Consider the following 26,245-nt stretch of genomic DNA (forward strand, 5'->3'; position numbering starts at 1 on the left):
CGATGTTTACGGCATTGTTGCGGCCGGGCCGCACTCAGATAACGACGGTTGCCACGCCATCCTTGGCAAGGTTCAGTGTCGTTATGTTTGCCGCAATTCTCGCTAACTTTGCCCCGGCTGGCGAGCGCTTAAAGACCTAACTTCTTCTCCAGGTAGTGGATATTGACCCCACCCTTGGCAAAGTTTTCATCTCGTACCAACTCTTCCTGTAGGGGAATATTGGTTTTGATACCGTCCACTACCAGTTCCGACAGGGCCACACGCATACGCGCCAACGCGGTTTCACGATCTTCCGCATGGGTGATCAGCTTGGCGATCATGGAATCGTAGTTGGGGGGTACCGAGTATCCGGAATAGAGATGGGAGTCGACCCGCACACCCAGGCCGCCAGGCATATGGAAGTTGTTTACCTTGCCGGGGCTGGGGAAGAAGGTCTGCGGGTCTTCGGCATTGATACGGCACTCAAAGGCGTGACCGTTGATTACGATATCTTCCTGCTTCAGGGATAGCTTCTCACCGGCACAAACCCGAATCTGCTCTTTGATCAGGTCGACGCCGGTTACCATTTCGGTAACGGGGTGCTCCACCTGGATACGGGTGTTCATTTCGATAAAGTAGAAGCGCTCATTTTCATACAGGAATTCAAAAGTACCCGCGCCGCGATAGCCGATATCGATACAGGCTTGTACACAGGACTCATGTACCTGCTCGCGCACCTCATCGGGAATACCCGGAGCTGGGGCTTCTTCCAAAACTTTTTGATGGCGGCGCTGCAGGGAGCAGTCGCGATCGCCGAGATGGATGGCGTTGCCCTGGCCATCGGCCATTACCTGGATCTCAACATGGCGGGGATTCTGCAGGAATTTTTCCATGTAGACGGTGCCGTCACCGAAGGCCGCTTGGGCTTCGGACTTGGTCACGGCAATCGCGTTCACCAGCTCCTCTTCCTTTTCCACCACGCGCATGCCGCGACCACCGCCACCGGCGGCAGCTTTAATGATGACCGGATAACCGATGCTGCGGCCGATCTCCATGCAGCGCTCGCTATTATCGGGCAGCGGGCCGTCAGAGCCTGGAACGGTGGGAACGCCAGCCTTTTTCATCGCGGCAATTGCAGACACCTTGTCACCCATCAGGCGGATCACATCGGGATCAGGGCCGATAAAGGTAAAGCCGCTCTTTTGCACCTGTTCGGCGAAGTCGGCGTTCTCTGCGAGAAAGCCATAGCCGGGGTGCACGGCTACTGCATCGGTGATTTCCATGGCGGAGATCAGGGCCGGCACATTTAGGTAGCTCTGCGGGGATGGATTGGGACCGATACATACAGATTCGTCGGCCAGGCGTACATGCTTGAGGTTGCGGTCTACCAAAGAGTGCACCGCCACAGTGGCGATGCCCATTTCTTTACAGGCGCGCAAAATCCGCAATGCGATTTCGCCGCGGTTGGCGATTAGGATTTTGTCGAACATTGTGACTTACCCCACTCAGACGATGGTCACGAGGGGCTGGTCAAACTCAACCGGTTGGCCGTCTTCCAGCAGGATCGACTCAATGGTACCGGCCTTGTCGGCTTCGATCTGGTTCATCATTTTCATCGCTTCGACGATGCACACAACATCGCCAACTTTGACCTGCTGGCCCACCTTCACGAATGCCTCGGCGCCAGGGCTGGGGGCAGCGTAATAGGTGCCTACCATCGGGGACTTCACCGCGTGTCCGCTGATAGCCGGCTTGGACTCTTTTTCAGCTGGGGCAGCAGGAGCGCTGGGCGCCGGGGCGGCGGGGGCGGCAACCGGTGCGGGAGGCGCGCTGTAAATCGGTGCAACGGGTTGGGCTGCGCTGCTGACGCCGCGACTAATGCGCACGGACTCTTCGCCTTCTTTGATTTCCAGCTCGCCGATATCCGATTCTTCGAGCAGCTCAATCAATTTTTTAATTTTGCGGATATCCATAGTTATTTACTCGCAGTTTGATTCATTGTTGTGCAGGTATGGCATCCAGTTGGTGGATGGCTGCCTGTAAGGCCAGGGTGTAGCTGTTGGCGCCAAAGCCACAGATTACGCCGCAGGCCAGATCTGAAAGATAGGAATGGTGTCGGAAAGCTTCCCTGGCATGGGGATTGGACAGGTGAAGCTCAATAAACGGGATGGCAACGGCTGCCAGGGCGTCGCGCAAGGCGACACTGGTATGGGTGAACGCAGCGGGATTGATCACGATAAAGTCGACCCCACTGGTCGCCGCCAGGTGGATTCGTTCGAGCAGGGCTGATTCACTATTGCTCTGCAGGACTTCCAGTTCGTGGCCGGCGGCGTCGCACTGGCGCTCGGCGGCTTCATTGATATCCGCCAGGGTGGTAGACCCGTAGATGTGCGGTTCGCGACTGCCTAAAAGATTTAGGTTGGGGCCGTGAAGGAGAAGAAGTTTAGCCATAATTCGCCCTGAAGAAAGTTGCCGAAAACCCATATAAAGTGGGTTAAAATTGGCTATCTTGTGGGCAAACTCGAAATTTCGGCCTAGCTGCCCGAACTCATTAACCGAGTCTGCCGCAAAAGTGACTCCCTGTCCATGCCAGACTCGGAGTTTATCGAAGTTAGCAGCAGTTCGGCGATATTGGGCAAAAAATTAGTTCAAAATATCCGGGCTGTGGCCTGTTTACCTTGGGTTATTGGCTACAAAGGCGCCAAAAACTTTACTGAGTCACCCCAGTGCTCAAAGGGGAGTCCACAGCGTTCTCCAATTCCTGTAGTAAATCATCTTGAGAAAGTATTTGCGGCAGTACTTTTGCGTTGCCCCCATCGGCGGGATAGAGGAGATACAGCGGCACACTGGTACGCCCGTATTTGGCCAATAATTCGCTGATTCGCGGATCCTGGTTGGTCCAATCGCCTTTCAGCGCGACCACGTTGAGGCGCTCCAAAGCATCACTGACCTCGGTGCTCGACAGCACAGCTTTCTCATTCATCAGGCAGGTGATGCACCAGGCCGCGGTCATATTGGCCAGAACTGCACGCCCCTCACTGCGTGCAGTCTCCAGTCTCTCTGCCGAATAGGGCTCCCAGTAATCGCTGCTGGACAATTGTTCAGACTGATTGATGGTTTTCAGTTGCGGAAGTAGAAAAACTGCCAAGGCCAGGGAGGCCAGGGCCAGGGAACCGCGCAGCCAGTGCCATTGCGGACGCGGCCAAAGCCACAGGGCAAATGCAATGGCTACAGCACCAGCCAGTACCAGGGCAACTCCATCCCCCCCGGCTTGTCGGCCCAGAACCCACAGTAGCCATACCGCAGTGAGATACATCGGGAATGCCAACAACTGCTTTAGGCGATCCATCCAGGGGCCGGGTTTGGGCAGCTTTTCCGCCAGAGCGGGGATATAGGTCAACAACAGGAAGGGGGCCGCCATGCCGGCGCCAAGGGCGGCAAAAACACTTAGCGCAATTAGCGCGGGCTGCGTAACAGCAAACCCCAGTGCGGAGCCCATCAGCGGTGCAGTACAGGGACTGGCCACCAGGGTTGCCAGCGCGCCGGATGCCACAGAGCCCGACAATCCCTGACGTTTATTCAGGTTGCCGCCAATACCCATCAGGTTACTGCCGAGTTCGGTCATTCCAGACAGGCTCAACCCCATGATAAAAAACAGGTAGGCGAGTGCTGCCACCAACCAGGGGGATTGAAGCTGGAAGCCCCAGCCAACAGCCTCTCCGCCGGCGCGAAGGGCGAGCATCACAGCGGCGATAGCCACAAAGCTCAAAACTACGCCCAGTGTATAAGCCCAGCCGTGGTGGTGCCTTTGGCTTGCATTTTGTGCCGCCTGGCTCACTGCCAGTAATTTAATCGACAGTACTGGGAAGACACAGGGCATCAGGTTCAGGATCAGGCCACCGGCAAATGCGAGAAGCAGCGCCAGTGATAAGGTGACATTGCTATTGCCTGCGGCACCGCCAGCACTCGCTGGCGGAGTGGGCGCGCCTGTAATTAAGGCGCTGTCCTGCGGTTCTATATCCTGACTGGCAAAATCCACACTGTAGTATCGGGTCTGAGGCGGATAGCAAAGGCCGGCATCTGCGCAGCCTTGATAGTGGAGCTCCAGTTGGGTAGAACCGCTGGTTTCAGGGATATCCAGGGCAAATTCGAGCTGGCCTCGGTAGACCTCAGTCTCTTTCTCGAAATAGTCGTCCCAAATGACTTCACCGGTTGGCAGGTTCAGGGGGATGGGAGTTTTTTCACCATTATCGACCCTGTACAGCGCCAGTTTTTCGCGATAGAGGTAGTACTCTGGGGCAATCTGGAAGAGTGCACTGAGGCCGTTGGCATCAAAGAGCAGATCCTGTTGATAAGCTTCATCGACCGGCAGGAAAGTGTTTTCCTGGGCGCTGCTCAGCGAGGCAAAAGGGTTATCGGAATTCTGCGCTGTAGCTCCAATGCTGGTTATGGCCAGCAGGATTGTCAGCAGAACGAGGAAATTTTTTCGGAAACTTTTGGTCATCACAGCCATAGATGAAAAAATTCATTATAGTCAGGCGCATAGTTCAGACTGCTGCACCAGACGGGGGTTCAGTCGCCGCAGCAGTATAGCGACGCTAGTGGTACAAAAAAACAACAATAGGGGATTGTTTTGCCGTCATTTGAACGCCTTCACAGCCTTGGGGTTTTACTGCTACTGGCATTTTGCCTGGGGGCCTGCTCATCCAATAAGCCCGCACCCAAAACGGTTGTCCCTCCTCCCGCCCCTAAAAAGACGCCATCCCAAGACCAGGTTCGGCGCAACAATATTTCCTTTTTTTTGAGTCGTGCGGAACAGGCGCTACGCAAAGGGCATCTAACCCAGCCTGCCGGCGCCAGTGCCTACGACTATTACCTGCGTGTATTGCAACTGCAACCGGATAACAGCAAGGCAGAAACTGGTATTCAAACCATTGTGGTCACCTATGTTGAGCGGGCGCGGGACGCCCTGCGTCGCAGGGATTTTGGGGAGGTGAATACCCTGTTGAAACGGGCTGAGATGTTGGCCCCGGCCAATCCGCTGGTGGCTGAAGTGCGTACACAGTTGGTCCGTGAGCGGGGGAGAGCGCAGCTCGATTTACCGCAAGGGGAGGTGATAGGTCTGCCAGCCGGTGAACTCGCAGTAAGGTCTGCCGGGCTGGTGGAGCAGTTGCAGCGAGTAGCGGGCAGGATTCGCAGCGAGGAGCTGCGCGTCATTATCGTAGCGCGCAGTGATGCTGAGGGCCGTTGGGTTTATCAGCAACTGCGCGAGGCTGTGCCCGGGTATCGGGTGCGTGGAGATATCAAAGTCGGGAATCCGGCGAAACTGATTCTGATTAAGCCCAGTGGAGGGGCACCATGAAAAAAGTATTGGCATTTGCCTTTTTAATCACCGCATTCCTTATGTCTAAAGGCGCCTATTCCATAGGAATTACGGCGGAGGGGTATGCCCGGGAAACTCCTCCGGGACCTTCGATGAGCGCTGCCTTTGTGTCGCTGCACAACACTGGTGATTCGAGTCAGGTACTCACGGGTGTGGAGTTGCCGAGTGTTGAACAGGCTTCAGCAGACCTGCATACCACAATATCGGAGAACGGAATAAACCGGATGCGCCCGCTGGATCAGCTGACGATTGCCGCCGGGTCAAGTGTAGATATGGCTCCCGGTGGAGTTCACTTAATGATTAAAGGTCTGCGCTTGCAGGCGGGGGAGGAGTTGCCGTTGCGACTGCTTTTTGCCGATGGCAGCAGTGTAGATATTCTTGTGCCAATAGTTCGGATGAGTGATGAGGGTGAGCACCACCACCATCACCATGGCTGAATTGGCCGTTTTTTTGAAGTGAGGGGGAATTAAACATGAAGAAGTTATTGATTTTTGCCGGTGCGCTGTTACTCAGCGCTTGTGCTCACAGCCCGCTGCAAATTTGGCTGCAGCCTCAGGTCCAGGTTGCTCCTGAAGCGATAGGCGAAGGCTTTAGTATGAGTGTGATGGGAGTTAATGAACTGCCCTCTGGCGGCTTGGGATCATTGGGTGGTGTTTATGCGGATACTGCTCAGGTAAGTATTGGCAATGACGCTGGTGAGGCTATTGCGGCGGGATTGCGTGAGGGTTTTTCAAATTGGTCATTCCGAATTACCGATAGCGCGCCGGAAGTTCAGGCGATCGCAAAATTGGTAAAACTCACCTACAACAGTCCAAATACGGTTTATACCACCGAGATTGACACCTCTGCTGAAATTCACCTGGAAGTGAAAATTGGTCCTCGCACTTATTTCGGCACTTACAGCGCTTCCGGCAAAGATCGGAACCTGGTTAAGCCCAGCCGTGAAGAAGTCCAAAGCCGTGTGAATGGACTGCTCAGCACAACTCTACAACGAGTATTTGAAGACGAGAAATTAAAAAATTTCTTGCGCAGCAATCTGTGAATGTGCAATTTATACATTTGTAGAAAAAACTCGGCTGGGAGGCTGGATAATTGAATAAAATCGGCGATCGTGGGCGATGATGTCGGTAACCTTTTTCGGTTATGGCCTGTCGCAAGGCACCTCCCCGCTGCCGGGAAAGGTTTGCGCTTTGCTCTGTTGTGTTTTGAGTGAGTTTTCCCGTGACGCTGTTTAATCCAGAGGCGGCAAGTTATCTCGGCCCCCTCGCCCAGTTGGAAGAGGGGCTGCGTCCCTGTGAGCAGATCAGTTTACAGGCGGCGGAGGCGGCTCTCGGTGAAGTTGCCGATGGTGTCATTGTCACCGATGCTGCGGGCACGGTGGTTTACACCAACCCCCTGGTCAACGAAATGACCGGCGACCTGGTTGGACTGCTGCCCGGCCAGCCACTCAGTGAAGGTTTACGCCTGTGCAATAGCCGGGGCGATGCGATAGAGCCGATACTACCCGCATCCAGTGACCTGGGTGAAGTGCCCAGAACCAGAGAGTTTAATGCCTGTATTGAGCGCTCAGGGGAAGAGCATGTCCCACTTGAAGTGACCGTGCAGGTAATGGCTCTTTGGGATATGGGGGTGCTTAAAAATTATGTTTTGGTGTTGCGGGATACCTCTGCCGCACGCAGGGTTTCCACCCGCCTTATGTGGCAGAGTAGCCACGACGCCTTAACCCGACTGCCCAACCGACAATTCTTTGAGAGTGAGCTGCAAAGCCAACTCAGCCTCTGTGTCGATAAACGCCAGCACCATGTATTGCTCTACCTGGATGTTTATCAATTCAAAGTTATTAACGACACCCTGGGCTTTGTTGCCGGGGACCAGTTGTTGGTTCAGTTGGTGGAGTTAATCAAGCGCTGTCTCTCCAGCGACGATCTGTTTGCCCGGGTGGGCAGTGATGAGTTTGCGATACTACTGCGCGACTGCACCCTGGAAGAGGGTGGTCGTGTGGTGGCTCGGCTGCGTGACTCTGTGCAGAACTTCAGTTTTTTCTGGGAGGGGAATGACAACCGGGTCGCGGTGTCGATTGGTGTTGTTGGTGTCGATCACTTTACCCCCAGTGCCAGTCAGTTACTGGCGTCGGCCAATGATGCCTGTTGCAGTGCCCGGGAGCAGGGCAGAAATCGCGTTAAGCTGTTTGGCGACTCCCGCAAGGTATTGGAGAAGCGTCGCGAGACTACCTGGGTTGCGGAAATTCACGCGGCTTTGCGGGAAGATCGCCTGATGTTGTACCGACAGCCAGTGGTTTCACTAAAGGGGGACCGCAATGTCCACCACTATGAAATCCTGGTGCGGATGCGCGGCCGTGATGGTGGAGTGATTTCACCGGGGCTATTTTTGCCAGCCGCAGAGCGCTACGGCTTGATCGAGGAAGTGGACCGTTGGGTAATTCGCCGGGTCTTTGACTATATGGCCCAGGAGCAGCGCCTGGGGATGGGCGGAATTAATTATGCGGTCAATATTTCCGGTATCAGCCTGGGGGATGAGACCTTTGCTGATTTTGTGCTGCAGTCTTTGTCCGATGCCGGTGTAACGCCTTCGCGGGTTCAATTTGAAATTACAGAAACCAGCGCCATCAATAATCTCGAGCGAGCCCTGATATTTATCCACAAGCTGAGAGCCGCCGGTTGCAGCTTTGCCCTGGATGACTTTGGTCGCGGTGTTTCCTCCCTGGCTTATCTGCGCCAGCTGCCGGTAGATTTTCTTAAAATCGACGGAAGCTTTGTGCGGAATATGCTAGAAGATGAAATTGATAGCGCAATGGTAAGCACTATTGATCACTTGGCGAAGAGAATGGGTATCAGCACTATCGCCGAGTATGTAGAGAGCCCGGAGTTAATGGAAAAATTGAGCCAGATGGGGGTGGACTATGCCCAGGGGTTCGGTATTTCCGCAGCGACGGGGTTGCCGGAGCTGGATAGCTACCCGGGGATGCTCCACCATTCCAGAGGGCCCAAGCCTTAGGGGCCCCTGGAAATCATGTGTCTATAGATAGCTGCTATTAGGCAATTGCTATTAAACAACCGGTGCGAGTAATTCGGAGTGCTGTTCGGCTTCTAGTCGCGGGCCGTATTGGCTCACTACCTGGGCGGCAGCGCGGCAAGCGAGTTCGCCGGCTTCGGTAAAACTCATTTCGCGGTTGATACCGTAGAGGAAAGCACCGGCAAACATATCGCCTGCGCCGTTGGTATCGATGGCGCGGACTTCGGGGCTCTCTATGCGGTGAACGTCGTTGCCGTCCCATAGCAGTGCGCCATCGGCGCCCAGGGTAATCGCGAAACTGCGGCAGTAATCGCGCAGCGCTTCAACGGCGCCCTCCACAGAGTCGGTACCGGTAAAGCCCAGAGCCTCATCCCGGTTGCAGAACAGCATATCCACACCGCCGCCAATCATTTCCCGCAGCCCTTCGCCGAAGAACTGAACCATAGCCGGGTCAGACAGGCTGAGAGCGGTTTTAACTCCGTGGGCTTCGGCTTCTTCGCGAAGCTTGATCGCTGCGGCACGACCCGTTTCAGAGGAGACCAGGTAGCCTTCGATATAGGCCCACTTGGAGGCGGACAGTGCATCGCTATCCAGCTCAGCGACTGAGAGCTGTTCACTCATTCCCAGATAGGTGTTCATACTGCGTTCGGCATCCGGGGTGATAAGCACCAGGCATTTGCCGGTAGTGCCCTCATCAGCTTGCTTCAGTGTTTCGGGGTAGTCGACCCCGGCGCTGTTAAGGTTGTTTCTGTAGAAATCACCATTCTCGTCAGCGGCAACTTTGCACGAATAGAAGGTGCGGAGACCGAAATAGCTGGCAGCAATGACTGTATTGGCACCGGAGCCACCGCAGGCCAATTTGGCAGTGACCATATGGTTTTGAAGGTCGTCTACCAGTTGTTGCTGACGGGCATCATCTACCAGGGTCATGATTCCCTTTTCCACGCCAAGGCTGCTCAAATCCTGGTCCGACACTTCGATTTCTGTATCGAGTAGGGCGGCACCTATGCCGTAGAGATCGTATTGCTGCATATCATTCCTATTCGGGCTTATTGTCTACATTTCCGCCGCATTATGGACGTGATTTTGCCAAGTGCAAGGCATTGGGGAGGGCTGGCGACAGCAAACCCTCACATAGGCGCTTGTTACATCTTGGTGAACTTATAGGCGGTTGCTGCGGTCAATCCTCGCACAGGTGTAAATAGCACCTTCACGTAAACCGCCAGGTGATAGATACTGCCAAGCCTGGATTTTAGCCCGCTAATTGAGTGGGCCCGCCAGTGCTGAAAGGCACTGGCAGCAAGATACCAGCGGAGCTGCCACCTGCTGGTACCCTGCGTTCGACTCTTCGATTGGGGCTGGTTAGGTCTCATGAGTCGCTTGATGTACTGAGTTGGCAGCGGGACTGAATCCTCATATGGCATCAACGAAACGCCGGCGCGTCAGAGCGTCAAAGCCCAAACGACGATATCGCTGGCTCAAGCTGCTAGTGCTTTTAGCCCTGGTGGGCTCCCTGGCGCTGGCAGCGTATATGGCTTACCTGGATGTGCAGCTGCGCGAGCGACTGGATAGCCGTCAATACCAACTCCCCGCCCGAGTCTACGCTCGTCCGCTGGTGCTGCGCGAGGGTATGGCAATGCATCCGGATGAGTTGGAGTCCGAATTTGCTGCCTTGAATTACCGCAAGCAGGGCACTCTGAGTGAGCCTGGTTCCTGGGTTCAGGACGGAATGAATTACAAAGTCTGGCGCCGGGACTTTATCCATGCCAATGGCCGCCAGCCTGCTGCAGTGGTCTCCTTCCGTCTGCGCAATGATCAAATCAGCGGCCTGCGTGATGACAATGGCCGAAGCCTGGCAGAATTCCGCCTGGATGCGGCTAATATCGGCTCCCTGCTGGGGGGAGGCGATGACCGCAATCCAGTGCGTTTCGATGATATTCCTCCTTTGGTAGCCAATACCCTGATTGCTGTTGAGGATCAGGACTTCCTCAATCACTTTGGTGTTTCCCCTCGCGGTATTGCCCGGGCCATGGTGGCCAACGCAAAAGCCGGACGATTGGTACAGGGTGGCTCCACAATTACCCAGCAGTTGGTCAAAAATATCTTTTTTGACCATAAGCCCAGCCTAAGGCGTAAATTCAACGAGGCCCTGATGGCCATCCTGATGGAGGTGCACTACGACAAGCGCTATATCCTGCAGGAATACATCAACGAAGTGTGGTTGGGTCAGCAGGGTGCCAGAGGTATTTATGGCTTTGGGTTGGCCTCTGAATTCTATTTCCAGCAGCCCCTGGATACCTTGGAACCCCATCAGGTAGCGTTGTTGGTGGGGCTGGCGAAAGGTGCGTCTTACTACAACCCCTGGCGCAATCCCGAAAGAGCACTGCAAAGGCGCAATACCGTGCTGGAATTGATGCTGGAGCAGGGGCTGATTACCCAGGAGGAGTTCCAGAAGTATTCCGCCAAGCCTCTGGGGGTGGTCAAGGGTGGTGTCGGTGCGCAGAATCCTTACCCGGCCTTTACTGAGCGGCTGTTGATTGAATTGCGTCCCTACTACTCCTACGAGGAATTGCGCACTTCGGGTTTACGGGTTTACACCACCTTGGCCCCTTCGGTGCAGAAGTTGGCGGAGGAGTCCATTAGTCAGGGCGTTAGCCAGCTGGAGAAAGACCGAGGGATCAAAGCCAATTCACTCCAGGCCGCGACAGTATTGTTGGATAATCGCAACGGCAATGTGCTGGCTATGGTGGGAGATCGGAACCCGGACTACCCAGGTTTCAACCGGGCGCTGGAAGCCCGCCGCCAGGTGGGCTCCCTGATTAAGCCGGCTGTGTTTCTCACTGCTCTAGAGCGACCGGAAGAATACAACCTGGCCACCCTGATCGATGACGCCCCGGTGAGAATTGAAGAGGCGGATGGTGATGTATGGATGCCGCAGAACTTCGATAAGCGCGCTCATGGACAGATACCGCTTTATATCGCTCTGGCCAAGTCCTATAACCTGGCGACGGCCCATTTGGGATTGGATCTCGGCCTGCAGAATGTGCGCCAGACGATTCGCCGCCTGGGTGTTGAATCCAGGCTCCCCCGAGTGCCGGCAATGTTGCTTGGTGCTGTGGAGATGACCCCGTTCGAAGTTGCCGGTATGTATCAGACCATCGCGAACAATGGTGAGACGGTACAGCCGCGCACACTGCTGGCGGTTTCCGATGCCCAGGGCGGCCGTGTACAGCACTTCCGCCGCAAGGCTAATCGCGGTGTCGACCCCGTTCCAGCTTACCTGTTGCGCTGGGGGCTGGAGCAGGCCATGCGTGAGGGTACCGGACGCCGCTCCGCCAAGCGCTTGCCAAGTAGCATCGCCTTTGCGGGGAAAACCGGAACCACTAACAATAACCGCGATAGTTGGTTTGCGGGCTTCTCCCCGGAAGTAACCGCCGTAGTCTGGCTCGGGCGCGACGACAATGAGCGCACGCGCCTAACTGGCTCTACCGGCGCACTGCCGATCTGGACGGAGATTATGCGCAAGCTGCCCCATCAACACGGACCGGCAGAGATGCCCCGAGGAGTGGAGCTTAAGTCAGTGAACTCCCGGGGGCAGTTAATGGACCCGGATTACTGTCGCGGTGGTTATGAGATTCCTTTCTCCTACGAGAGCCAGCTGCAACCGGCGCCGGAATGTCGGGGGCAGAATCGCTGGCGCTGGTTCCGCAATCTATTTGGCAATGGTCGCGACGAAGCGGCTCCCAGAGAGGAGATGAGTCCCGGTTGGGGGGTGGATACCAGTGAGCAGCAGATGCGCGATCAGCGCCGCCAACAATTGCAGGAGCAACTTCGAGGTGACGATGCGGAAGAGTTTGGTGTAGATCCCGAGTATGGCTCCGGTTATGAAGAGGAGCCCCTGGAGCTGCCAAGAGATAATACTTTTGGCGGGAGGGCTCACAGCGTACCGGTAGAGGAAGCCCAGCCGGTGGGGCCTGACCTGGAAGATCAGTGGCCCTAAGGAAGGTAGCGCGCGATTGAATCGCGCGCTTTATCGCCGGCTATCAGTCTTGCAGCAACTGTGCGGCTTCTTCGGCGAAATAGGTGAGGATGCCGTCGGCACCGGCACGCTTAAAGGCTAATAGGGACTCCAGAATAACTGCCTCTCGCTTCAGCCAGCCATTTTCAAAGGCGGCGCAGTGCATCGCATACTCCCCGCTCACCTGATAGGCGAAAGTGGGAACCCGCAATTCTTCTTTTACCCGACGCACTATATCCAGGTAGGGCATACCGGGTTTCACCATCACCATATCCGCGCCCTCTTGCAGATCCAGGGCGCACTCGTGCAATGCCTCATCGGTGTTGGCGGGGTCCATTTGGTAGCTCGCTTTATTGCCACCTTTCAAGTTCCCGGCAGAGCCCACTGCATCGCGGAAAGGGCCGTAGTAAGCGGAGGCATATTTAGCGGCGTAGGACATAATCAGGGTATTGCTGTGGCCCGCGCCTTCGAGAGCATCGCGAATGGCTCCGATACGGCCATCCATCATATCCGAGGGGGCCACCATATCGGCACCGGCTGCAGCGTGTGACAGGGCCTGCTGTACCAATACCTCAACGGTTTCGTCGTTGACGATATAACCGCTGTGGTCCATCAGCCCGTCCTGGCCGTGGCTGGTAAAGGGGTCCAGGGCTACGTCGGTGATAACTCCCAATTCCGGTACCGCATTTTTCAGCTCGCGAACAGCCCTTTGTGCCAAGCCATCGGCGTCGTGGGCGGCACTGGCGCAGTCGGACTTTGCCGACGGGTCGACTACTGGAAACAGGGCTATGGCCGGGATTCCCAACTCTCGAACTGACTTCGCTTTCTTGGCCAACAGGTCTACGCTCAGGCGTTCAACACCCGGCATTGAGGCGACTTTTTGGGTTTCGTTACGCCCCTCAATAACAAACAGTGGCAGGATCAAGTCGTCACTGCTCAACTGGGTTTCCCGCACCAGTCGACGGGAAAAATCCTTTGCACGCAGGCGACGCAGGCGAGTGTTGGGGTAGGCACCACGGCCGAAACTTTGGCTCATCGGGAAATTACTCCGGCTATCCATAGGGCCGCAGAAACCCCGCAGCCGCAATTGGCAGCCATCATATCAAATTGCCGCAGAGGGTGATTTTCGATTGCTGAGGGAAAGCGGTTTAAAAATGGGGCTGATGTAAGTGCCTTACCAATAGTTTGCCGGCGGCTTCTATATGTTTTGCCAGCAGTGCGGCGGCTTGGTCCCCGTTTCCCTCTTGGAGTGCATTGAGTATTGCAAAGTGCTCGTCCTGACTGGTGTCCTTGTAATTCAGACCGTGGGATTGGTAACCGATATAGCGCTCACATTGCCGGTGCAGTTGCTCGACGGTACTAAATAGCGTGGGTCTTGCAGCTGCCCGGTAAATACAGGCATGGAACTCCCAATTCATTTTTCCGATCTGTTCGGCGGAGAGTTCAGGTTTGGCTTGCATGGATTCCAGAATATCTCTGGCCCGCCCCAGGATCTCTCCATTAAGGCTTTCCAGTGCCAGGGATTGCAGCAGCGGTTCCAAGCGCACGCGCATCAGGTAGAGGTCTTCCACTTCAATAGGGTCAAACTGCGGCACTGCGACGCCGCGTTTCCCGTGCCCGGTTAACCAGCCCTCATTTTTCAATCTTTGTAGAGCGTCCCTAACCGGAATACGGCTCACGGCGTAAAGCTCTGCCAGTTCGGCTTGCTTTAGCACCTGGCCGGCGGCGAAGCGCCCATGCTGCAAGTCCGACTTAATTTTTTCGTAGAGGCCCATCGATGTTTATTAATTCCTGCGCTTGAAAAACCAGTAACACACCAGCCCTCCCAGCAGCCCCCAAAAGGCAGAGCTAATGCCAAAGAGGCTGATACCGGAAGCACTGATCAGAAAAGTGATAATTCCGGCTTCGCGACTGTCGGCCTCGGCTGTTGCTCCAGCCAGGCTGCTACCAATGACGCCAATCAGTGCCAAGCCGGCGAGGCCGGCAATCAGTGCCTGGGGAGAGGCGCTGAATAATGCTACAACGCTAGCGCCGCAGAGGCCCACCAGCAGATAAAAAATACCGGCGGCAATGCCGGCGGTATAGCGTTTGTCGGGGTTGGGATGGGCTTCCGGGCCGGTGCAAATAGCAGCGGTAATAGCCGCCAGATTAAATGCAAAGCCACCAAACGGTGTCAGCAATAAAGAGGTGAGGCCGGTGCCACTAATAACAGGAGATATAGGCACTCTACTGTAGCCACTGGCGGCCAGGGTTGCCGCTCCGGGCAGGTTCTGAGAGGTCATAGTGACGATAAAAAGAGGAAGGCCAATGCCAATTAAAGTGGAGAGGCGGAATTCTGGCGTTACCCAAACAGGGTGTGCCGCTTGCCAGCCGATCTGGGCCGATGCAATGAGTTGCAACTTCCAGCAAGTCGCCACTCCAGCCGCTAGTACCAAAATAATGGCATAGCGAGGCGCCCAACGGCGCCCGACTAGATAGGTCAGTAACATGATGCCGACCAATAGCGGTTGTGCCTGCAGAGAAGTAAATACTGAAAGACCAAATTGCAGAAGTATGCCTGCGAGCATAGCGCTGGCAATCGGTGCCGGCACCATTCGCGCTACTCGCTCAAAGGCTCCGGACAAGCCCACGAGGAGTGTTAACAGGGCGCTAAACGCAAAAGCACAATGGGGATGCCACTTAAACTGGTGGCCAAAAGTGCAGCACCTGGAGTCGACCAGGCAGTGATTACCGGGGCGCGGTAATACCAAGAGAAGGCAATACAGGTAATGCCCATCCCCAGGCCCAGGGCGCCAATCCAGGAGGTGATCATTGCTTCACTTGCGCCAGCTGCACGTGCGGCTTCAAAGACTATGGCGGCGGAACTGGCTACTCCCACCAGCACGGCGACAAAGCCTGCGCTGATGGCGGACAAGCGGGTATCTGAAAACGGTGAGCTTTTCAAAATGTATACCTTTTATATTTTGTATACATTTTTAGCTGTTAGCTTTTTTCAGCGCAATAACTTTGCGGTGAAGCGACTGGGGCTTTATTGGAGGGGGTAAAGTAAAACGGGTATAGAAGCAGCACCCGCAGGCTGCGGGTGCTGGAGAGAGGCGGGCAATTAGCCGAGACGGGCGAAGACGCGTTCAGCGGCAGTGATTGTGGCCTCAATATCCTCATCGGTATGAGCTGCGGACATAAACCCTGCCTCATAGGAGGCCGGTGCCAGGTAGACACCTTCTTCCAGCATGCCGTGGAAGAAACGGTTAAAGCGCTCGTTATCGCAGGCCATTACCTGTTGATAGTTAGTTACTTTAGGTTCTTCGGTGAAGAAGAAGCCGAACATGGTGCCGGCCTTGTTGGCGGTAATTGGGATACCTGCGGCTTTACCGGCCGTCAGGATGCCCTCCACCAAACGGTCGGTTTTGGCAATTAAAGGCTCGTAGAAGGCGGGTTCTTCCACTAAGCGCAGGGTCTCCAGGCCCGCGACCATAGCCACAGGGTTACCGGACAGGGTGCCCGCCTGGTAAACCGGCCCCAGGGGTGCGATTTGCTCCATGATCTCGCGTTTACCGCCAAAGGCGCCAACGGGCATACCGCCGCCGATGACTTTGCCAAGGGTGGTGATATCCGCTTCGATACCGTAGAAGCCCTGGGCCCCGGTCAAGCTCACCCGGAAGCCGGTCATTACCTCATCGAGAATCAACAGGGCACCGTGCTGGTCGCAAACTTCGCGCAGGGTTTCCAGGAAGCCGGGTACCGGCGGAATGCAGTTCATATTGCCGGCAACAGGCTCGACGATGATACAGGCGATTTGATCGCCCAGCTCTTCGAAGCAGCTGCGCACACTATCAGCATCGTTATAGCTCAAGGTGATGGTGTGATCTGCCAGGGCGGCGGGAACGCCGGGAGAGGAGGGTACACCCATGGTCAGGGCCCCGGAGCCGGCCTTAACCAGCAGGGAGTCGGAGTGGCCGTGGTAGCAGCCCTCGAACTTCACAATCTTGTCGCGCCCGGTAAATCCACGGGCCAGGCGAATCGCGCTCATGGTGGCTTCGGTACCGGAATTGACGAAGCGCACCAGGTCCATGTTCGGCCACAGGCGGCAGAGTTCTTCGGCCAGTTCGGTTTCCAGTTCGGTTGGTGCACCGAAGCTCAGTCCCGATTGGGCCTGTTCCACCACGGCTTCAATGACTTCCGGGTGTGCGTGGCCCAGCACCATGGGGCCCCAGGACTGTACGTAGTCGATGTAGCGTTTCTCGTCTGCATCGTAGAGGTAGGCGCCCTCGGCACGGCGGATAAACACCGGGGTACCGCCGACTGCGCGAAAAGCCCGTACCGGAGAGTTAACGCCGCCGGGAATATACTGCTGTGCTTCTGCGAAAAGCTGCTCGGATTTACTCATAAACTTAATTCAGGTTCTGCATAAAGGGCCTGGGGAGCATTATCGCGGGGGTGGCGCCTGAGGACAATGTGTAGATTGGCGACGACCGGTCACAGACTGTGTAGACAGAAGATCTCACCGCCACGGGAACGGTGAGACTGATCGGGGCAGGGGCGAAATTTGTGTCAGCAGCTCCAGGTTTAGCGTTCGCACCAGAACAGCCGGTTGGGGATCGGTCTTCCCATGCCCAGGCGCCGGCTGTCTTTGATCGCACTCCAGGCGTACTGCTGACTGCGGGTAACCGCTTCGATAATGGTCAGCCCGTGGGCGATATGGCAGGCAATGGCAGTAGCGAGGGTGCCGCAGACGCCATAGGCCGCTGGCTGCAAGCGCTCCCACTTGAACTCCCGCATCAGGCCGCGCTCATCGTAGAGCCGGTTCTGCAATTGTTGCTCGTGGGGCACGCCAGTCAGCAACAGGTAGCGACAGCCGGATTCGAGGATTTCCTGGGCCATGGCATCGAGGACATCGGCCTCCACAGCCATGGCGCGAGCTTCCCTGCGGTTGGGGCACACCATGGTCGCCTTGGGCAACAACAGCGACACCATAGCCTCCCACAGAGGTGGGGCGAGTACGCTATCTTTGTCGGCCAGTGTGGCATCGGGGTCGATAACGACGGGAATATCCGGGTAGTCGTGGAGTACGCTGTGAAGCGCGCGCACATTCTCCACAGAGCCCAGGTAGCCGACCTTGATCGCGGCGATCGGCATGTCTTCCAGAACGGCCCGGGTTTGTTCAATTAGCAGGCTGTCGTCGACTGGGGCGACACCCAGCAATTCACCGGTGTTACACACGCTGATGGCGGTAACTGCCGAGGCCGCATGGCAGCCGAGACTGACCGCTGTCTCAGTATCTGCGGCAATTCCGGCGCTGCCGCTGGGATCGTGGTGAGTAACGGTCAGAATAACGGGCTGAGGTGTATCCATAAGTGCTCTACATGACGGCCATTAGCTGTGCGCCTAATTCTAGTTGCTGAGCGCCTTTGACAAGGAATGAATACGCGCCAAATTAAAATGGCTTTACGACAACCAAAATGACGATGGCGACAAGTGCAACTGCTGGGAACTCATTAAATATTAGGAAGTAGCGGCGGCTGCGGGTAACGGTTCCCCGGGCAAACTTGCGAACATAGGCGCCACAGATATGGTGATAGCCCAGGAGGAGCACAACAAAAGTCAGTTTTGCGTGCATCCAGCCGGCGGAGGTGTAGTAGGCCGGGTTCAAGCTGTAGAGCCAGATGCCCAAGGCAACGGTAGCCAGCATGGAGGGAATGGCAATACCGCGATAAAGGCGGCGTTCCATAATACAGAAGCGGTCGCGGCTAACGGCATCAGTGGCATCGACATGGTAGACAAACAGTCGAGGCAGATAAAAAAGTGCGGCAAACCAGCACACCATCGCAATAATGTGAAAAGCCTTGATCCACAGCATTGAAAGTCCCCTTAAAAGAAACGGGAAGAAAAATTACTTCCGGTAAAAGTTGTTAATTTGTAGCGGCAGAATAATGCCCGCCGTGCGATTGTCCAGCGAGCCGCTTTTATGACGGCAGATATACAGGCCATCCGCGCCACTTCTCTCCAGCTTTTGCGAGGCCTCCAGCATTGTCGCTCGCCAACTTAGGGACGCCAGCTGTTTGCGTTCACCGGGTAGTCTTAATAAATCGATCATTTCTCCCGGGTCTAGTAATTTATCTGATGCGGAGGAAGCCTGTTTTTCGCTCTCGACCGCCTCATTCGCACCACCGCGAAGAAAAGTTGCCAAGTCTGCTGCACGCAGTAGTTGCGGTGCCGGCTCCTTGGGTAAATCGATAAGAATCCACTCGGGGTGTTGATTAATTAATTCTTTTGCCGCAGCGCGGGTAATTTCCCTAGGAGTCACAACAAAGCTCTGATTCATTTCGCTGGCAACTCCGACACTGCTCAGCATTTGCTGTCGCCAACTTGGCATTCCCGCTTTATTCAGGGCGCGCAGCGTTTCATGATAGAGACCGATAGTGGAAAAGAGTTGGCGGCTTACTAATGTGGCCACCACGATCATCATCATTCCAGGGAATAAAATATGTGGGTTATAGGTAAGTTCCAAGATAGCGAGTAGCGCAGCTAGAGGTGCATTGAGCATGGCAGCCATCATTGCTGCCATACCCACCATGGCATAAAAGCCAGGGCTCGCTGTGTGCTCACCCAGCCACAAGTTAGCCAGGCCACCGGCAATACCACCGATACAGGCACCGATAATCAGGCTGGGGCCTATTACCCCACCGGGAATTCCGAGCCCTGCCCCCAAAGCGGTTGCGACTAACTTCGCGGCGACAATAGCAATGAGTGTCGCGACCCCCAACTCCCCCAGCATTGCCACCTGCAAGGTGTCATATCCACCGCCCAGGATTTCCGGTACCCAGATACCCAAGGTGCCAGTAACAAGGCCAACCAAGAGAAATCGAAGAAGTGGGGAGTAACGTTGCTGGGGAATCAAAATACGCTGGGAGCGGATAAATAATCCGGCGAGAACCCCAATAACCAGTGCGCACACAAAAAGTAGCGGCAGCTCGGCAAGGGAGTTGAGTTGAATCGCGGGTACATTAAAGTCCGGCTGGCTACCGAAAGTCAGCTGGGTGATGGTGCTACCGGCAACAGCCGCGAGAATTATCGGTAAAAAACCTGCCACAGTATATTCCAGCATCACGACTTCCATCGCGAATACCACGCCCGCCAGCGGGGTATTAAAGGAGGCCGCAATTGCTGCGGCTACACCACACCCCAGTAGGTTGCGACCGGAATTATTGGGGAGCTTCAGCGCCCTGGCTAACCAGCTGCCACTGGCTGCTCCCAAGTGTACAGCTGGGCCTTCCCGCCCCACCGAGTGGCCGCTAATTAAAATTATTGCGCCGGCAAAAAACTGTAGCAGGGCATTTTGCATTGGCATTTGCCCCTGGTGGTTGTAGAGCCGGTCCAGGACATGGACCACTCCCACCTGGCGGCGTCTGGGATTTAGAAATAAATAGATACATCCCACTGCCAGAGAGCCGATGACTGGCAATGCGAAGCGCCAGAATGGAGGAAGGGATTCGTAATTTTGTGGGATTGATAAAAACAGCGCGGTCGGCCACTCCATCGCCAGCCGAAAAAGTACAGTTACCCCTCCGGCCAGGATGCCGGTGATCAGGGCCATTCCCAGCAAAGGCGCCAGCGCGTCTTTGGAGGAAAGCTGTAAGCGCATATTTTCGAGGCTGCCAGGCCTGACTAAATAACGCGAAAATGACTTTTTTAGTGAGTTCCTTGGGGGCTGTGACACCGCACATCCTTAAAATGCTGGGGCTTGTGGTAGAGTGCCTGTCTGGTTTTACGATTATCGTCTCAGTTGGCGGATATACCGGAGATTTTAGCAAGGTGATAAAAGTAGCGATTGTCGGGGGCACCGGCTATACAGGGGTGGAATTACTTCGGCTTCTCTCAACACATCCACAAGCGGAAGTTACCGCAATCACCTCCCGTTCGTTGAATGGTACCCCGGTTGCCGAGCTTTTCCCTAGCCTGAGAGGGCACTCGCAGCTGTCTTTCTGTAGCCCCGATCTCGAACAGCTGGCGGATTGTGACGTTGTATTCTTCGCTACACCTCATGGCGTTGCCCAGGCCCAAGTACCGGCACTTATTGAACGCGGAGTTCGAGTGATCGATTTGTCCGCCGATTTCCGTTTGAAAGATATACCTACCTGGGAGCAGTGGTATGGCCAAGCCCACGCCGCTCCGGAATTAGCTCAAAGCGCTGTTTATGGTTTGCCAGAAGTTAATCGGGAACAGATTGCCAATGCGCAGTTGATAGCCTGCCCGGGCTGTTATCCCACCGCGATTCAATTGGGATGGATACCGCTTTTGGAAAAGGGCCTGGTAGAACCTGGTGAGCTGATCGCCAGTGCGGCCAGTGGTATCAGTGGAGCGGGGCGACAGGGTAAGACCGACTTGATTATGGCTGAGAATAGCGACAACTTCCGCGCATATTCTGCCGCCGGGCACCGTCATTTACCCGAGATTGAACAGGGGCTTCGTCGAGTGCAGGCCACTGAATCCTCTCCCGCGCAGGTGACTTTTGTACCGCATTTACTTCCCATGATTCGCGGTATCCACGCTACTTTATTTGCCCGCTCAGTGGGGAAGGTTGATGCCGATGAGCTTCAACAGATCTTTGAAAACCGCTATAAAAATGAGCCTTTTGTAGATGTGATGCCGGCGGGCAGCCACCCTCAGACTCGTACGGTTAGAGGGACCAATATGTGCCGCATCTCGGTATTGCAACCCCAGGAGCGGGATACGGTACTGGTATTATCGGCCATTGATAACCTGGCCAAAGGCGCGTCCGCCCAGGCAATCCAGAATATGAATATTATGTTTGGCTTAACTGAGACGTTGGGCCTGGATAGCCCGGCACTGCTGCCTTAGAATCGGGTGTTTCCCGACAATCGATAAATCCCGGATAAGACTTAGCAGATTTCATGGTGCTCAAAGTTAAAGGCAGCAAGCAGTACCGCATGAAAGTGGTGCCTCATAAACCCTTCTCTGGTGTCATTGCCGTAGTGGGGGTCGTTTTTTTGGTATTAGTGACCTCGGCGGGGTCCTATTTTGCCGGACAGTATCAGCTGCGCCAGAGCCTCGATCGCAAGACACTGGAGCATACTCAAGTACTCGATCGTGTTACCGCGCTCCAGAGTGAGAATGAATCCCTGCGAATGAGGGTTGCCACTGCAGAGCAGTCGCTGACTATCGGTGAGCAGGCGAGTGAGTCGGTACGTGCGGAACTGGTGCAGAAAGAGAGCCAGATCGCAGAGCTAAAGCAGGAAATTTCTTTCTATCGCGGCGTCATGGCCCCTGAAGATGGGGGTGAGGGGGTGTCCATTGGACGCTTTATCCTCTCGCAGACCGGCGATCCAAAAAGTTACCAGTACAAGTTACAGATCAAACAGTCCGCAGCGCGTCGAGATGTTGTAAAAGGCACGGCCACATTTACCGTAGTGGGCCGTCAGGATGGGGAACCGAAGAGTTACTCTCTGAAGGAACTGTCGGAGCAGGTGGATAGTGAGTCGATTCAGCTGCGTTTTAAATATTTTCAGAATATCGAGGGAGAGCTGCGCTTGCCGGAGGGATTTGTGCCCGAAGGTGTGGAGTTGTCACTTAAATCTTCTGGGCGCAAGGGCTTTAATATTGAGCAGCGCTACGGTTGGTTAGTACAGGAAAGTTAGCATAGGTGCCAAAGGCACGAGGTTTTGGGGATTATGTTAAGAAAAAAAGAGAAACAGATAACTATGGCCAATACCGGTAGTAACCACACGACTTTGATCGCTCGTCAGACTGAGATCAGCGGTGATATCCACTTCCGTGGCAACCTGGTCATCGAAGGTAAGGTGCGCGGCAATGTTACCGCTCACAGTGATAGTGATGCGCGCCTGCAAATTGTGGATGGCGGCATCATTGAGGGTGAAATTCGTGTGCCTCAGGTAGTGATCAATGGCAATGTGAAAGGGGATGTGTTTGCTGCGCGCCACCTGGAACTCGCTTCCAAGGCAATGGTAGAAGGCAATGTACACTATAAGCTGATCGAGATGCTGAAAGGTGCCCAGGTAAACGGTGCCCTGGTATCCAGTGCCGACCTGAGTAGCGCGGGTGAGCCCCATATGCTCGGCTATTCCGAAGATGAAACTGTCATTGAAGCCTCTTAAGTCCGGGTAGTACTGGCTGGCGCTGGTACTTTGTTGTACCGGCCTACCTGCCGGTTAATACTTGACTGAATTGCTGGGTTTAAGCAAGATGACGCCCCCGGGGCTGCACTCGTTATAACTTTTATACGAGCGGTGAATGTCCCGATGAGTTGAGAGAGACTTATGTCAGAAGCTGTATCCTTTTCTCCCGCGCCACTCGTGGTCACAGACAAGGCTGTGGCCAAGGTAAAAAGCCTGTTGGAAGAGGAGGGCAACCCGGAGTTGAAACTCAGGGTCTTCGTGACCGGAGGCGGCTGTTCCGGTTTCCAATACGGTTTTACCTTTGATGAATTGGTTGCCGAAGATGATGCCATCATAGAAAAGGATGGTATTCAGGTCTTGGTGGATGCGATGAGCTACCCCTACCTGGTTGGCGCCAATGTTGATTACGAAGAAGGCCTTTCGGGGTCGCGCTTCGTAGTACAAAATCCCAATGCGTCCGCTACCTGTGGCTGCGGCTCCTCTTTCTCTATTTGAGAAATCCTAACCCGCCCTATTATCAGGGCGGGTAAATAGCCCCTAGAACCGCCTCTTTCTGCGCGCCAGTCACTCCCGGGCAATTACCGGGCAGCCCTCTCAATGTCTGGCGGGCTAACCAGGCAAATCCAACGGCTTCGAGCCAGTCTGCGTCAATACCGTAACTGCCCGTGTCAGTAATAGACCAGGTGGGCAAGCGGCGCTGTAATCGCGCAACCAAGTCCTTATTTTTTGCCCCGCCCCCGCAAGTGAGCAACTCGCCGCCTTCGGCAAAATTATGCACGGCGTCGGCGATACTGGCTGCGGTCACTTCAGACAGGGTCGCCTGCACATCTACCGGCGCTACTTCCAAACCGGCGCAGGCCTGTTCGAGCCAGCTGGGGTTAAAAGTTTCACGGCCAGTGCTCTTGGGTGGCTCGGCGGAGAAATAGGGATCTGAAAGAAGGCGGTTGAGAAGTTCAGCATTGGCGCGACCGCTCGCGGCCCAGTCTCCATTTCTATCGTAGGGCTGGTTTTTGTGTAGGTTCACCCAGTAGTCGAGCAATGCATTACCTGGACCCGTGTCATAGCCGTAAACCTGGCCATCTGCCGTCAGCTCAGTGATATTGGCCATCCCCCCAATATTGACCACAGCACGGCTTCCATCAGTTTTGAAGGCGGCCTGGTGAAACGCCGGCATTAAAGGCGCTCCTTGACCACCGAGAGCGATATCCCGGCGACGGAAATCCGCAACGGTGCAGATGCCCGTCAGTGCTGAGATGGTGTTGGGGTCACCGAGTTGCAAAGTAAAGGGAGAAGTCACTGTGCCTGGGGGGCGGTGGCGTACAGTTTGGCCGTGACTGCCAATGGCGGTAACAGACTGACCCTCAACACCGGCTCGGGCTAGCAGGGTATTGGTGGCCTCGGCAAAAACCTGTCCCAGTTGCCGGTCTAACTGTCCAGCGCGATCCAACTCTGAAGGGCCGGGGGCACAGAGGCTGAGGATAGCCTCGCGCAGGCCGCTGTGAATCGGGTGGGCTAGCGCAGCCAGGATCCGGGTGTTTATTTTTTCTTCATCGCCAAAATCGACCAGCACCGCGTCAATGGAGTCAACGCTGGTGCCGGACATCAGGCCGATAAACAGATCGGGCATATTCGTTGGCGCTTGTTAGGGGCTTTCTTCATCCAGTTGAGCCAAAGCCGGCCCCTGGAAGTTTTCTAGTTTCGCCAGAAGTGGCTGGGTCTGGTTTTTAAAACGGATCATCTCAGAAGTCGGTACCGACTTTGCCTTGGGCAATTTGCGCACAATGGTGGCGGGGTTGCGATGTCTGCCATCCACCAGGAATTCGTAGTGCAAGTGCGGGCCGGTGGCATAACCGGTAGACCCCACAGTGCCAATAACCTGGCGCTGCTTAACGCGCTGGCCCTTTTTGACTTTGCGCTTGGTTAGGTGGAGATAGCGGGTTACATACCGTTCGCCGTGCTGGATAAATACGTAGTTGCCGTTGGGTTTGCTATAGCCGGACGCGATAACCCGACCATCGCCAGTAGAGTAAACGGGGGTGCCTCTTGGAGCGGCATAGTCGGTGCCATTATGAGGTCGGCGTGACTTGAATACAGGGTGCAGGCGGCTTGGGTTGAAGTGAGAGCTGATGCGGACTATGTCCAGCGGTGTGCGGATAAATGCCTTGCGCATACTTTTGCCTTCAGGCGTGTAGTAATTGGCATCACCACTGTTATCCACATAGCGTACAGCGCTAAAAGTTCTTCCCTGGTTGGTAAAACTGACCGCCAGGATAGGACCGTTGCCAATTTTCTCCCCATCCAGGAACAACTCTTCGAACATCACACTAAAGTTGTCGCCCTTGCGAATATCGAGGGCAAAGTCGATATCGGAGCTGAATACATCCGCCATCTCCATTATCAGGCTGTCACTCAGCCCAGCATCGCTGCCGGCCAGGAATAGGGAACTATCGATCTGGGCCTGTCGGTAAGCCGGGTGGCTGTCGGGCTCGCGAGTTATCAGTGCGTGTTCAAACTTATCTGCATTTGTGCGAGTAAACTCAATTTGATTGAGTCGGTCCCGCTGTAATTTCAGGGACTGCAGCTGGCCATCATTATTTGTTTGAAAGGTCAGCTCTTCACCCGGAGTTAGACGTGCCAGCTGTTTTGCCTCTTTGCCGCTACCCAGAAGCTGGTACATCTCTTTGGCGCTGATTTTTGCACGTTGAAATAGGTCTGACAGAGTATCCCCGTTACGTACTTCAAGACTCAACGACTTGACCGCCTCAACACTGACGTTAAGCAGTGGGGTCTCCGCCGGCGTATAAGTGAGTGCAGGTTTGGCTTCAGTGCTGTCGTCGCTTGTGACCTCTGAAAGTTTGACGGGTAGGGATGTGCGCTTAGAGGAAATCTCCGGTGAAGGAATCAGAACGGCCAGCATAAGGACAAAGGCTGCGATGCCAGCGGTCAGCGCATGAACGCGGGGAAAATGCTTGGGTAAGCCGCCAATACGGAGGCCTGTACTCGATTTACGATGGTTTTGCATGGCGTTAGCGGATGGTACTGGCGGTCGTTGTTATTTGCGCTTGAAAAACTGAGTGTCTAAAAAACAGGCATTGGAGGGGCTTTATAGCAAAAAAGCCGCCTTGGTTCACGAGATAATTGACACGTCTTTGCACGGTTTGGTTCCTCATGAATTTTGTTTTTAGTGCGGATACTGGGCTGCTGCACGCTTGTATTTGCCGCAAACTTCGGTAATGTTGCAGCGCATTTTGCCGCCGCTTGGTGGCGCTAATTTCAAGCCTATATATGAGGGGAAAGCATGGCTGGGGTCGACATGACACTGCTTGAAGACTTGGACCGTCGCGGATTAATTAATCAAGCGACTGGTGACGGCGAACTGACGCAGCATTTGTCGGAGAGTCGAACCCTGTATTGCGGTTTTGATCCCACTGCAGACTCCCTTCATATAGGCAGTCTAGTACCGTTGCTGACCTTGAAGAGGTTTCAGGCGGCAGGGCATAAACCAATTGCACTGGTTGGCGGTGCCACGGGGCTGATTGGTGACCCTTCTTTTAAGGCTCAGGAGCGCAGTTTGAATACCCCCGATATTGTTGCGGGTTGGGTAGACAAGCTGAAAAGCCAGGTTTCCCAATTTATCAATTTCGATTGTGGGGAAAATAGTGCCATTGTCTCCAATAA

Annotated in this window: 26 protein-coding genes (1 of these 26 cut by a window edge); 11 read left to right on the plus strand and 15 right to left on the minus strand. The window is 55.0% G+C overall.

Going from position 1 to position 26,245, the window contains the following annotated elements; all coding sequences use genetic code 11:
- The first annotated feature begins 2 nt into the window (after window positions 1-2).
- Window positions 3-140, plus strand: coding sequence for a hypothetical protein (locus ACJJIY_RS07490; protein WP_445359385.1), 138 nt, complete (start codon window positions 3-5; stop codon window positions 138-140).
- Here the strand turns inward: ACJJIY_RS07490 and accC are convergent.
- The 4 genes from accC to ACJJIY_RS07510 all read right to left on the minus strand — a co-directional run bounded on the left by accC (window position 129) and on the right by ACJJIY_RS07510 (window position 4,483).
- Window positions 129-1,469: an acetyl-CoA carboxylase biotin carboxylase subunit gene (gene accC, locus ACJJIY_RS07495; RefSeq protein ID WP_444895306.1), complete on the minus strand. Its 1,341-nt coding sequence runs from the start codon at window positions 1,467-1,469 to the stop codon at window positions 129-131. The genes ACJJIY_RS07490 and accC overlap by 12 nt on opposite strands.
- 15 nt (window positions 1,470-1,484) lie before the next feature.
- The gene (gene accB / locus ACJJIY_RS07500; RefSeq protein ID WP_282934436.1) at window positions 1,485-1,952 is read right to left on the minus strand and encodes an acetyl-CoA carboxylase biotin carboxyl carrier protein; all 468 of its coding nucleotides are present in this window, start codon (window positions 1,950-1,952) and stop codon (window positions 1,485-1,487) included.
- 22 nt (window positions 1,953-1,974) lie between these two features.
- A complete protein-coding gene (gene aroQ, locus ACJJIY_RS07505; RefSeq protein ID WP_445359386.1) occupies window positions 1,975-2,430 on the minus strand; it encodes a type II 3-dehydroquinate dehydratase in 456 nt (151 codons plus the stop codon).
- A 259-nt stretch (window positions 2,431-2,689) separates the two neighbouring features.
- Window positions 2,690-4,483, minus strand: coding sequence for a protein-disulfide reductase DsbD family protein (locus ACJJIY_RS07510; RefSeq protein WP_444895305.1), 1,794 nt, complete (start codon window positions 4,481-4,483; stop codon window positions 2,690-2,692).
- 129 nt (window positions 4,484-4,612) lie between these two features.
- Between ACJJIY_RS07510 and ACJJIY_RS07515 the strand changes: the two genes are divergently transcribed.
- The 4 genes from ACJJIY_RS07515 to ACJJIY_RS07530 all read left to right on the plus strand — a co-directional run bounded on the left by ACJJIY_RS07515 (window position 4,613) and on the right by ACJJIY_RS07530 (window position 8,377).
- Complete coding sequence (locus ACJJIY_RS07515; RefSeq protein ID WP_444895304.1) at window positions 4,613-5,341, plus strand: N-acetylglucosaminyltransferase; 729 nt, start codon at window positions 4,613-4,615, stop codon at window positions 5,339-5,341.
- Window positions 5,338-5,799, plus strand: coding sequence for a copper chaperone PCu(A)C (locus ACJJIY_RS07520; protein WP_444895303.1), 462 nt, complete (start codon window positions 5,338-5,340; stop codon window positions 5,797-5,799). The genes ACJJIY_RS07515 and ACJJIY_RS07520 overlap by 4 nt, the downstream gene beginning before the upstream one ends.
- A gap of 35 nt (window positions 5,800-5,834) precedes the next feature.
- Window positions 5,835-6,404 carry a YajG family lipoprotein gene (locus ACJJIY_RS07525; RefSeq protein WP_444895302.1) on the plus strand — a complete coding sequence of 190 codons (570 nt, stop codon included), beginning with the start codon at window positions 5,835-5,837 and terminating at the stop codon, window positions 6,402-6,404.
- Window positions 6,405-6,583: 179 nt separating this feature from the next.
- On the plus strand, window positions 6,584-8,377 hold the full coding sequence (locus ACJJIY_RS07530; protein ID WP_444895301.1) for an EAL domain-containing protein: 1,794 nt from the start codon (window positions 6,584-6,586) through the stop codon (window positions 8,375-8,377).
- 51 nt (window positions 8,378-8,428) lie between these two features.
- Here ACJJIY_RS07530 and ACJJIY_RS07535 read toward each other — a convergent pair whose 3' ends face one another.
- The gene (locus tag ACJJIY_RS07535) at window positions 8,429-9,427 is read right to left on the minus strand and encodes an adenosine kinase (protein WP_413664263.1); all 999 of its coding nucleotides are present in this window, start codon (window positions 9,425-9,427) and stop codon (window positions 8,429-8,431) included.
- A 385-nt stretch (window positions 9,428-9,812) separates the two neighbouring features.
- On the opposite strand from ACJJIY_RS07535, the gene mrcB reads away from it, so the two are divergent.
- On the plus strand, window positions 9,813-12,395 hold the full coding sequence (mrcB, locus tag ACJJIY_RS07540; RefSeq protein ID WP_444895300.1) for a penicillin-binding protein 1B: 2,583 nt from the start codon (window positions 9,813-9,815) through the stop codon (window positions 12,393-12,395).
- A 43-nt stretch (window positions 12,396-12,438) separates the two neighbouring features.
- On the opposite strand, the gene hemB is transcribed toward mrcB, so the two are convergent.
- The 8 genes from hemB to ACJJIY_RS07580 all read right to left on the minus strand — a co-directional run bounded on the left by hemB (window position 12,439) and on the right by ACJJIY_RS07580 (window position 20,055).
- Window positions 12,439-13,449: a porphobilinogen synthase gene (gene hemB / locus ACJJIY_RS07545; RefSeq protein ID WP_445359387.1), complete on the minus strand. Its 1,011-nt coding sequence runs from the start codon at window positions 13,447-13,449 to the stop codon at window positions 12,439-12,441.
- 112 nt (window positions 13,450-13,561) lie between these two features.
- Window positions 13,562-14,188 (minus strand): GntR family transcriptional regulator, encoded by a 627-nt coding sequence (locus tag ACJJIY_RS07550; RefSeq protein WP_445359388.1) that lies wholly within the window; start codon window positions 14,186-14,188, stop codon window positions 13,562-13,564.
- A gap of 9 nt (window positions 14,189-14,197) precedes the next feature.
- Window positions 14,198-15,043 (minus strand): benzoate/H(+) symporter BenE family transporter, encoded by an 846-nt coding sequence (locus ACJJIY_RS07555; RefSeq protein ID WP_445359389.1) that lies wholly within the window; start codon window positions 15,041-15,043, stop codon window positions 14,198-14,200.
- Window positions 15,044-15,051: 8 nt separating this feature from the next.
- Entirely contained in the window at window positions 15,052-15,357 is a 306-nt protein-coding gene (locus ACJJIY_RS07560) for a benzoate/H(+) symporter BenE family transporter (RefSeq protein ID WP_445359390.1), read from the minus strand.
- 159 nt (window positions 15,358-15,516) lie between these two features.
- Complete coding sequence (hemL, locus tag ACJJIY_RS07565) at window positions 15,517-16,800, minus strand: glutamate-1-semialdehyde 2,1-aminomutase (RefSeq protein WP_444895296.1); 1,284 nt, start codon at window positions 16,798-16,800, stop codon at window positions 15,517-15,519.
- 179 nt (window positions 16,801-16,979) lie between these two features.
- The gene (thiD, locus tag ACJJIY_RS07570) at window positions 16,980-17,765 is read right to left on the minus strand and encodes a bifunctional hydroxymethylpyrimidine kinase/phosphomethylpyrimidine kinase (protein ID WP_413664269.1); all 786 of its coding nucleotides are present in this window, start codon (window positions 17,763-17,765) and stop codon (window positions 16,980-16,982) included.
- An 82-nt stretch (window positions 17,766-17,847) separates the two neighbouring features.
- On the minus strand, window positions 17,848-18,270 hold the full coding sequence (gene hemJ / locus ACJJIY_RS07575) for a protoporphyrinogen oxidase HemJ (RefSeq protein ID WP_282934420.1): 423 nt from the start codon (window positions 18,268-18,270) through the stop codon (window positions 17,848-17,850).
- Between the two features lie 33 nt (window positions 18,271-18,303).
- Window positions 18,304-20,055 carry a chloride channel protein gene (locus ACJJIY_RS07580; RefSeq protein WP_445359391.1) on the minus strand — a complete coding sequence of 584 codons (1,752 nt, stop codon included), beginning with the start codon at window positions 20,053-20,055 and terminating at the stop codon, window positions 18,304-18,306.
- 170 nt (window positions 20,056-20,225) lie between these two features.
- On the opposite strand from ACJJIY_RS07580, the gene argC reads away from it, so the two are divergent.
- The 4 genes from argC (at window position 20,226) to erpA (ending at window position 23,062) form a co-directional block, all read left to right on the plus strand.
- On the plus strand, window positions 20,226-21,272 hold the full coding sequence (gene argC / locus ACJJIY_RS07585) for an N-acetyl-gamma-glutamyl-phosphate reductase (protein ID WP_282934591.1): 1,047 nt from the start codon (window positions 20,226-20,228) through the stop codon (window positions 21,270-21,272).
- Between the two features lie 53 nt (window positions 21,273-21,325).
- Window positions 21,326-22,069 carry a DUF6776 family protein gene (locus ACJJIY_RS07590; protein ID WP_444895294.1) on the plus strand — a complete coding sequence of 248 codons (744 nt, stop codon included), beginning with the start codon at window positions 21,326-21,328 and terminating at the stop codon, window positions 22,067-22,069.
- Between the two features lie 33 nt (window positions 22,070-22,102).
- Complete coding sequence (locus ACJJIY_RS07595) at window positions 22,103-22,546, plus strand: bactofilin family protein (protein ID WP_282934417.1); 444 nt, start codon at window positions 22,103-22,105, stop codon at window positions 22,544-22,546.
- 162 nt (window positions 22,547-22,708) lie between these two features.
- Window positions 22,709-23,062, plus strand: coding sequence for an iron-sulfur cluster insertion protein ErpA (gene erpA, locus ACJJIY_RS07600; protein WP_108731633.1), 354 nt, complete (start codon window positions 22,709-22,711; stop codon window positions 23,060-23,062).
- Window positions 23,063-23,084: 22 nt separating this feature from the next.
- On the opposite strand, the gene ACJJIY_RS07605 is transcribed toward erpA, so the two are convergent.
- Together ACJJIY_RS07605 and ACJJIY_RS07610 are read right to left on the minus strand one after the other, a co-directional pair.
- On the minus strand, window positions 23,085-24,194 hold the full coding sequence (locus ACJJIY_RS07605) for an anhydro-N-acetylmuramic acid kinase (RefSeq protein ID WP_282934416.1): 1,110 nt from the start codon (window positions 24,192-24,194) through the stop codon (window positions 23,085-23,087).
- Window positions 24,195-24,209: 15 nt separating this feature from the next.
- Complete coding sequence (locus tag ACJJIY_RS07610) at window positions 24,210-25,589, minus strand: OapA family protein (RefSeq protein ID WP_444895293.1); 1,380 nt, start codon at window positions 25,587-25,589, stop codon at window positions 24,210-24,212.
- Between the two features lie 276 nt (window positions 25,590-25,865).
- Between ACJJIY_RS07610 and tyrS the strand changes: the two genes are divergently transcribed.
- Window positions 25,866-26,245: the start of a tyrosine--tRNA ligase gene (gene tyrS / locus ACJJIY_RS07615; RefSeq protein ID WP_444895292.1), read on the plus strand. 925 nt of this gene lie beyond the right edge of the window; the window shows 380 of its 1,305 coding nt (coding positions 1-380); it begins with the start codon at window positions 25,866-25,868; its stop codon lies beyond the right edge, outside the window.

This window comes from Microbulbifer maximicatervae (SeqCode), assembly GCF_052468155.1.

Bases quoted from the DNA above. Each gene is read 5' to 3' on its own strand.
- ACJJIY_RS07490 (WP_445359385.1), top strand. From the start codon at position 3: ATGTTTACGGCATTGTTGCGGCCGGGCCGCACTCAGATAACGACGGTT.
- accC (WP_444895306.1), bottom strand. From the start codon at position 1,469: ATGTTCGACAAAATCCTAATCGCCAACCGCGGCGAAATCGCATTGCGG.
- accB (WP_282934436.1), bottom strand. From the start codon at position 1,952: ATGGATATCCGCAAAATTAAAAAATTGATTGAGCTGCTCGAAGAATCG.
- aroQ (WP_445359386.1), bottom strand. From the start codon at position 2,430: ATGGCTAAACTTCTTCTCCTTCACGGCCCCAACCTAAATCTTTTAGGC.
- ACJJIY_RS07510 (WP_444895305.1), bottom strand. From the start codon at position 4,483: ATGACCAAAAGTTTCCGAAAAAATTTCCTCGTTCTGCTGACAATCCTG.
- ACJJIY_RS07520 (WP_444895303.1), top strand. From the start codon at position 5,338: ATGAAAAAAGTATTGGCATTTGCCTTTTTAATCACCGCATTCCTTATG.
- ACJJIY_RS07525 (WP_444895302.1), top strand. From the start codon at position 5,835: ATGAAGAAGTTATTGATTTTTGCCGGTGCGCTGTTACTCAGCGCTTGT.
- ACJJIY_RS07535 (WP_413664263.1), bottom strand. From the start codon at position 9,427: ATGCAGCAATACGATCTCTACGGCATAGGTGCCGCCCTACTCGATACA.
- mrcB (WP_444895300.1), top strand. From the start codon at position 9,813: ATGGCATCAACGAAACGCCGGCGCGTCAGAGCGTCAAAGCCCAAACGA.
- hemB (WP_445359387.1), bottom strand. From the start codon at position 13,449: ATGAGCCAAAGTTTCGGCCGTGGTGCCTACCCCAACACTCGCCTGCGT.
- ACJJIY_RS07550 (WP_445359388.1), bottom strand. From the start codon at position 14,188: ATGGGCCTCTACGAAAAAATTAAGTCGGACTTGCAGCATGGGCGCTTC.
- hemL (WP_444895296.1), bottom strand. From the start codon at position 16,800: ATGAGTAAATCCGAGCAGCTTTTCGCAGAAGCACAGCAGTATATTCCC.
- thiD (WP_413664269.1), bottom strand. From the start codon at position 17,765: ATGGATACACCTCAGCCCGTTATTCTGACCGTTACTCACCACGATCCC.
- hemJ (WP_282934420.1), bottom strand. From the start codon at position 18,270: ATGCTGTGGATCAAGGCTTTTCACATTATTGCGATGGTGTGCTGGTTT.
- ACJJIY_RS07580 (WP_445359391.1), bottom strand. From the start codon at position 20,055: ATGCGCTTACAGCTTTCCTCCAAAGACGCGCTGGCGCCTTTGCTGGGA.
- ACJJIY_RS07590 (WP_444895294.1), top strand. From the start codon at position 21,326: ATGGTGCTCAAAGTTAAAGGCAGCAAGCAGTACCGCATGAAAGTGGTG.
- ACJJIY_RS07595 (WP_282934417.1), top strand. From the start codon at position 22,103: ATGTTAAGAAAAAAAGAGAAACAGATAACTATGGCCAATACCGGTAGT.
- erpA (WP_108731633.1), top strand. From the start codon at position 22,709: ATGTCAGAAGCTGTATCCTTTTCTCCCGCGCCACTCGTGGTCACAGAC.
- ACJJIY_RS07605 (WP_282934416.1), bottom strand. From the start codon at position 24,194: ATGCCCGATCTGTTTATCGGCCTGATGTCCGGCACCAGCGTTGACTCC.
- ACJJIY_RS07610 (WP_444895293.1), bottom strand. From the start codon at position 25,589: ATGCAAAACCATCGTAAATCGAGTACAGGCCTCCGTATTGGCGGCTTA.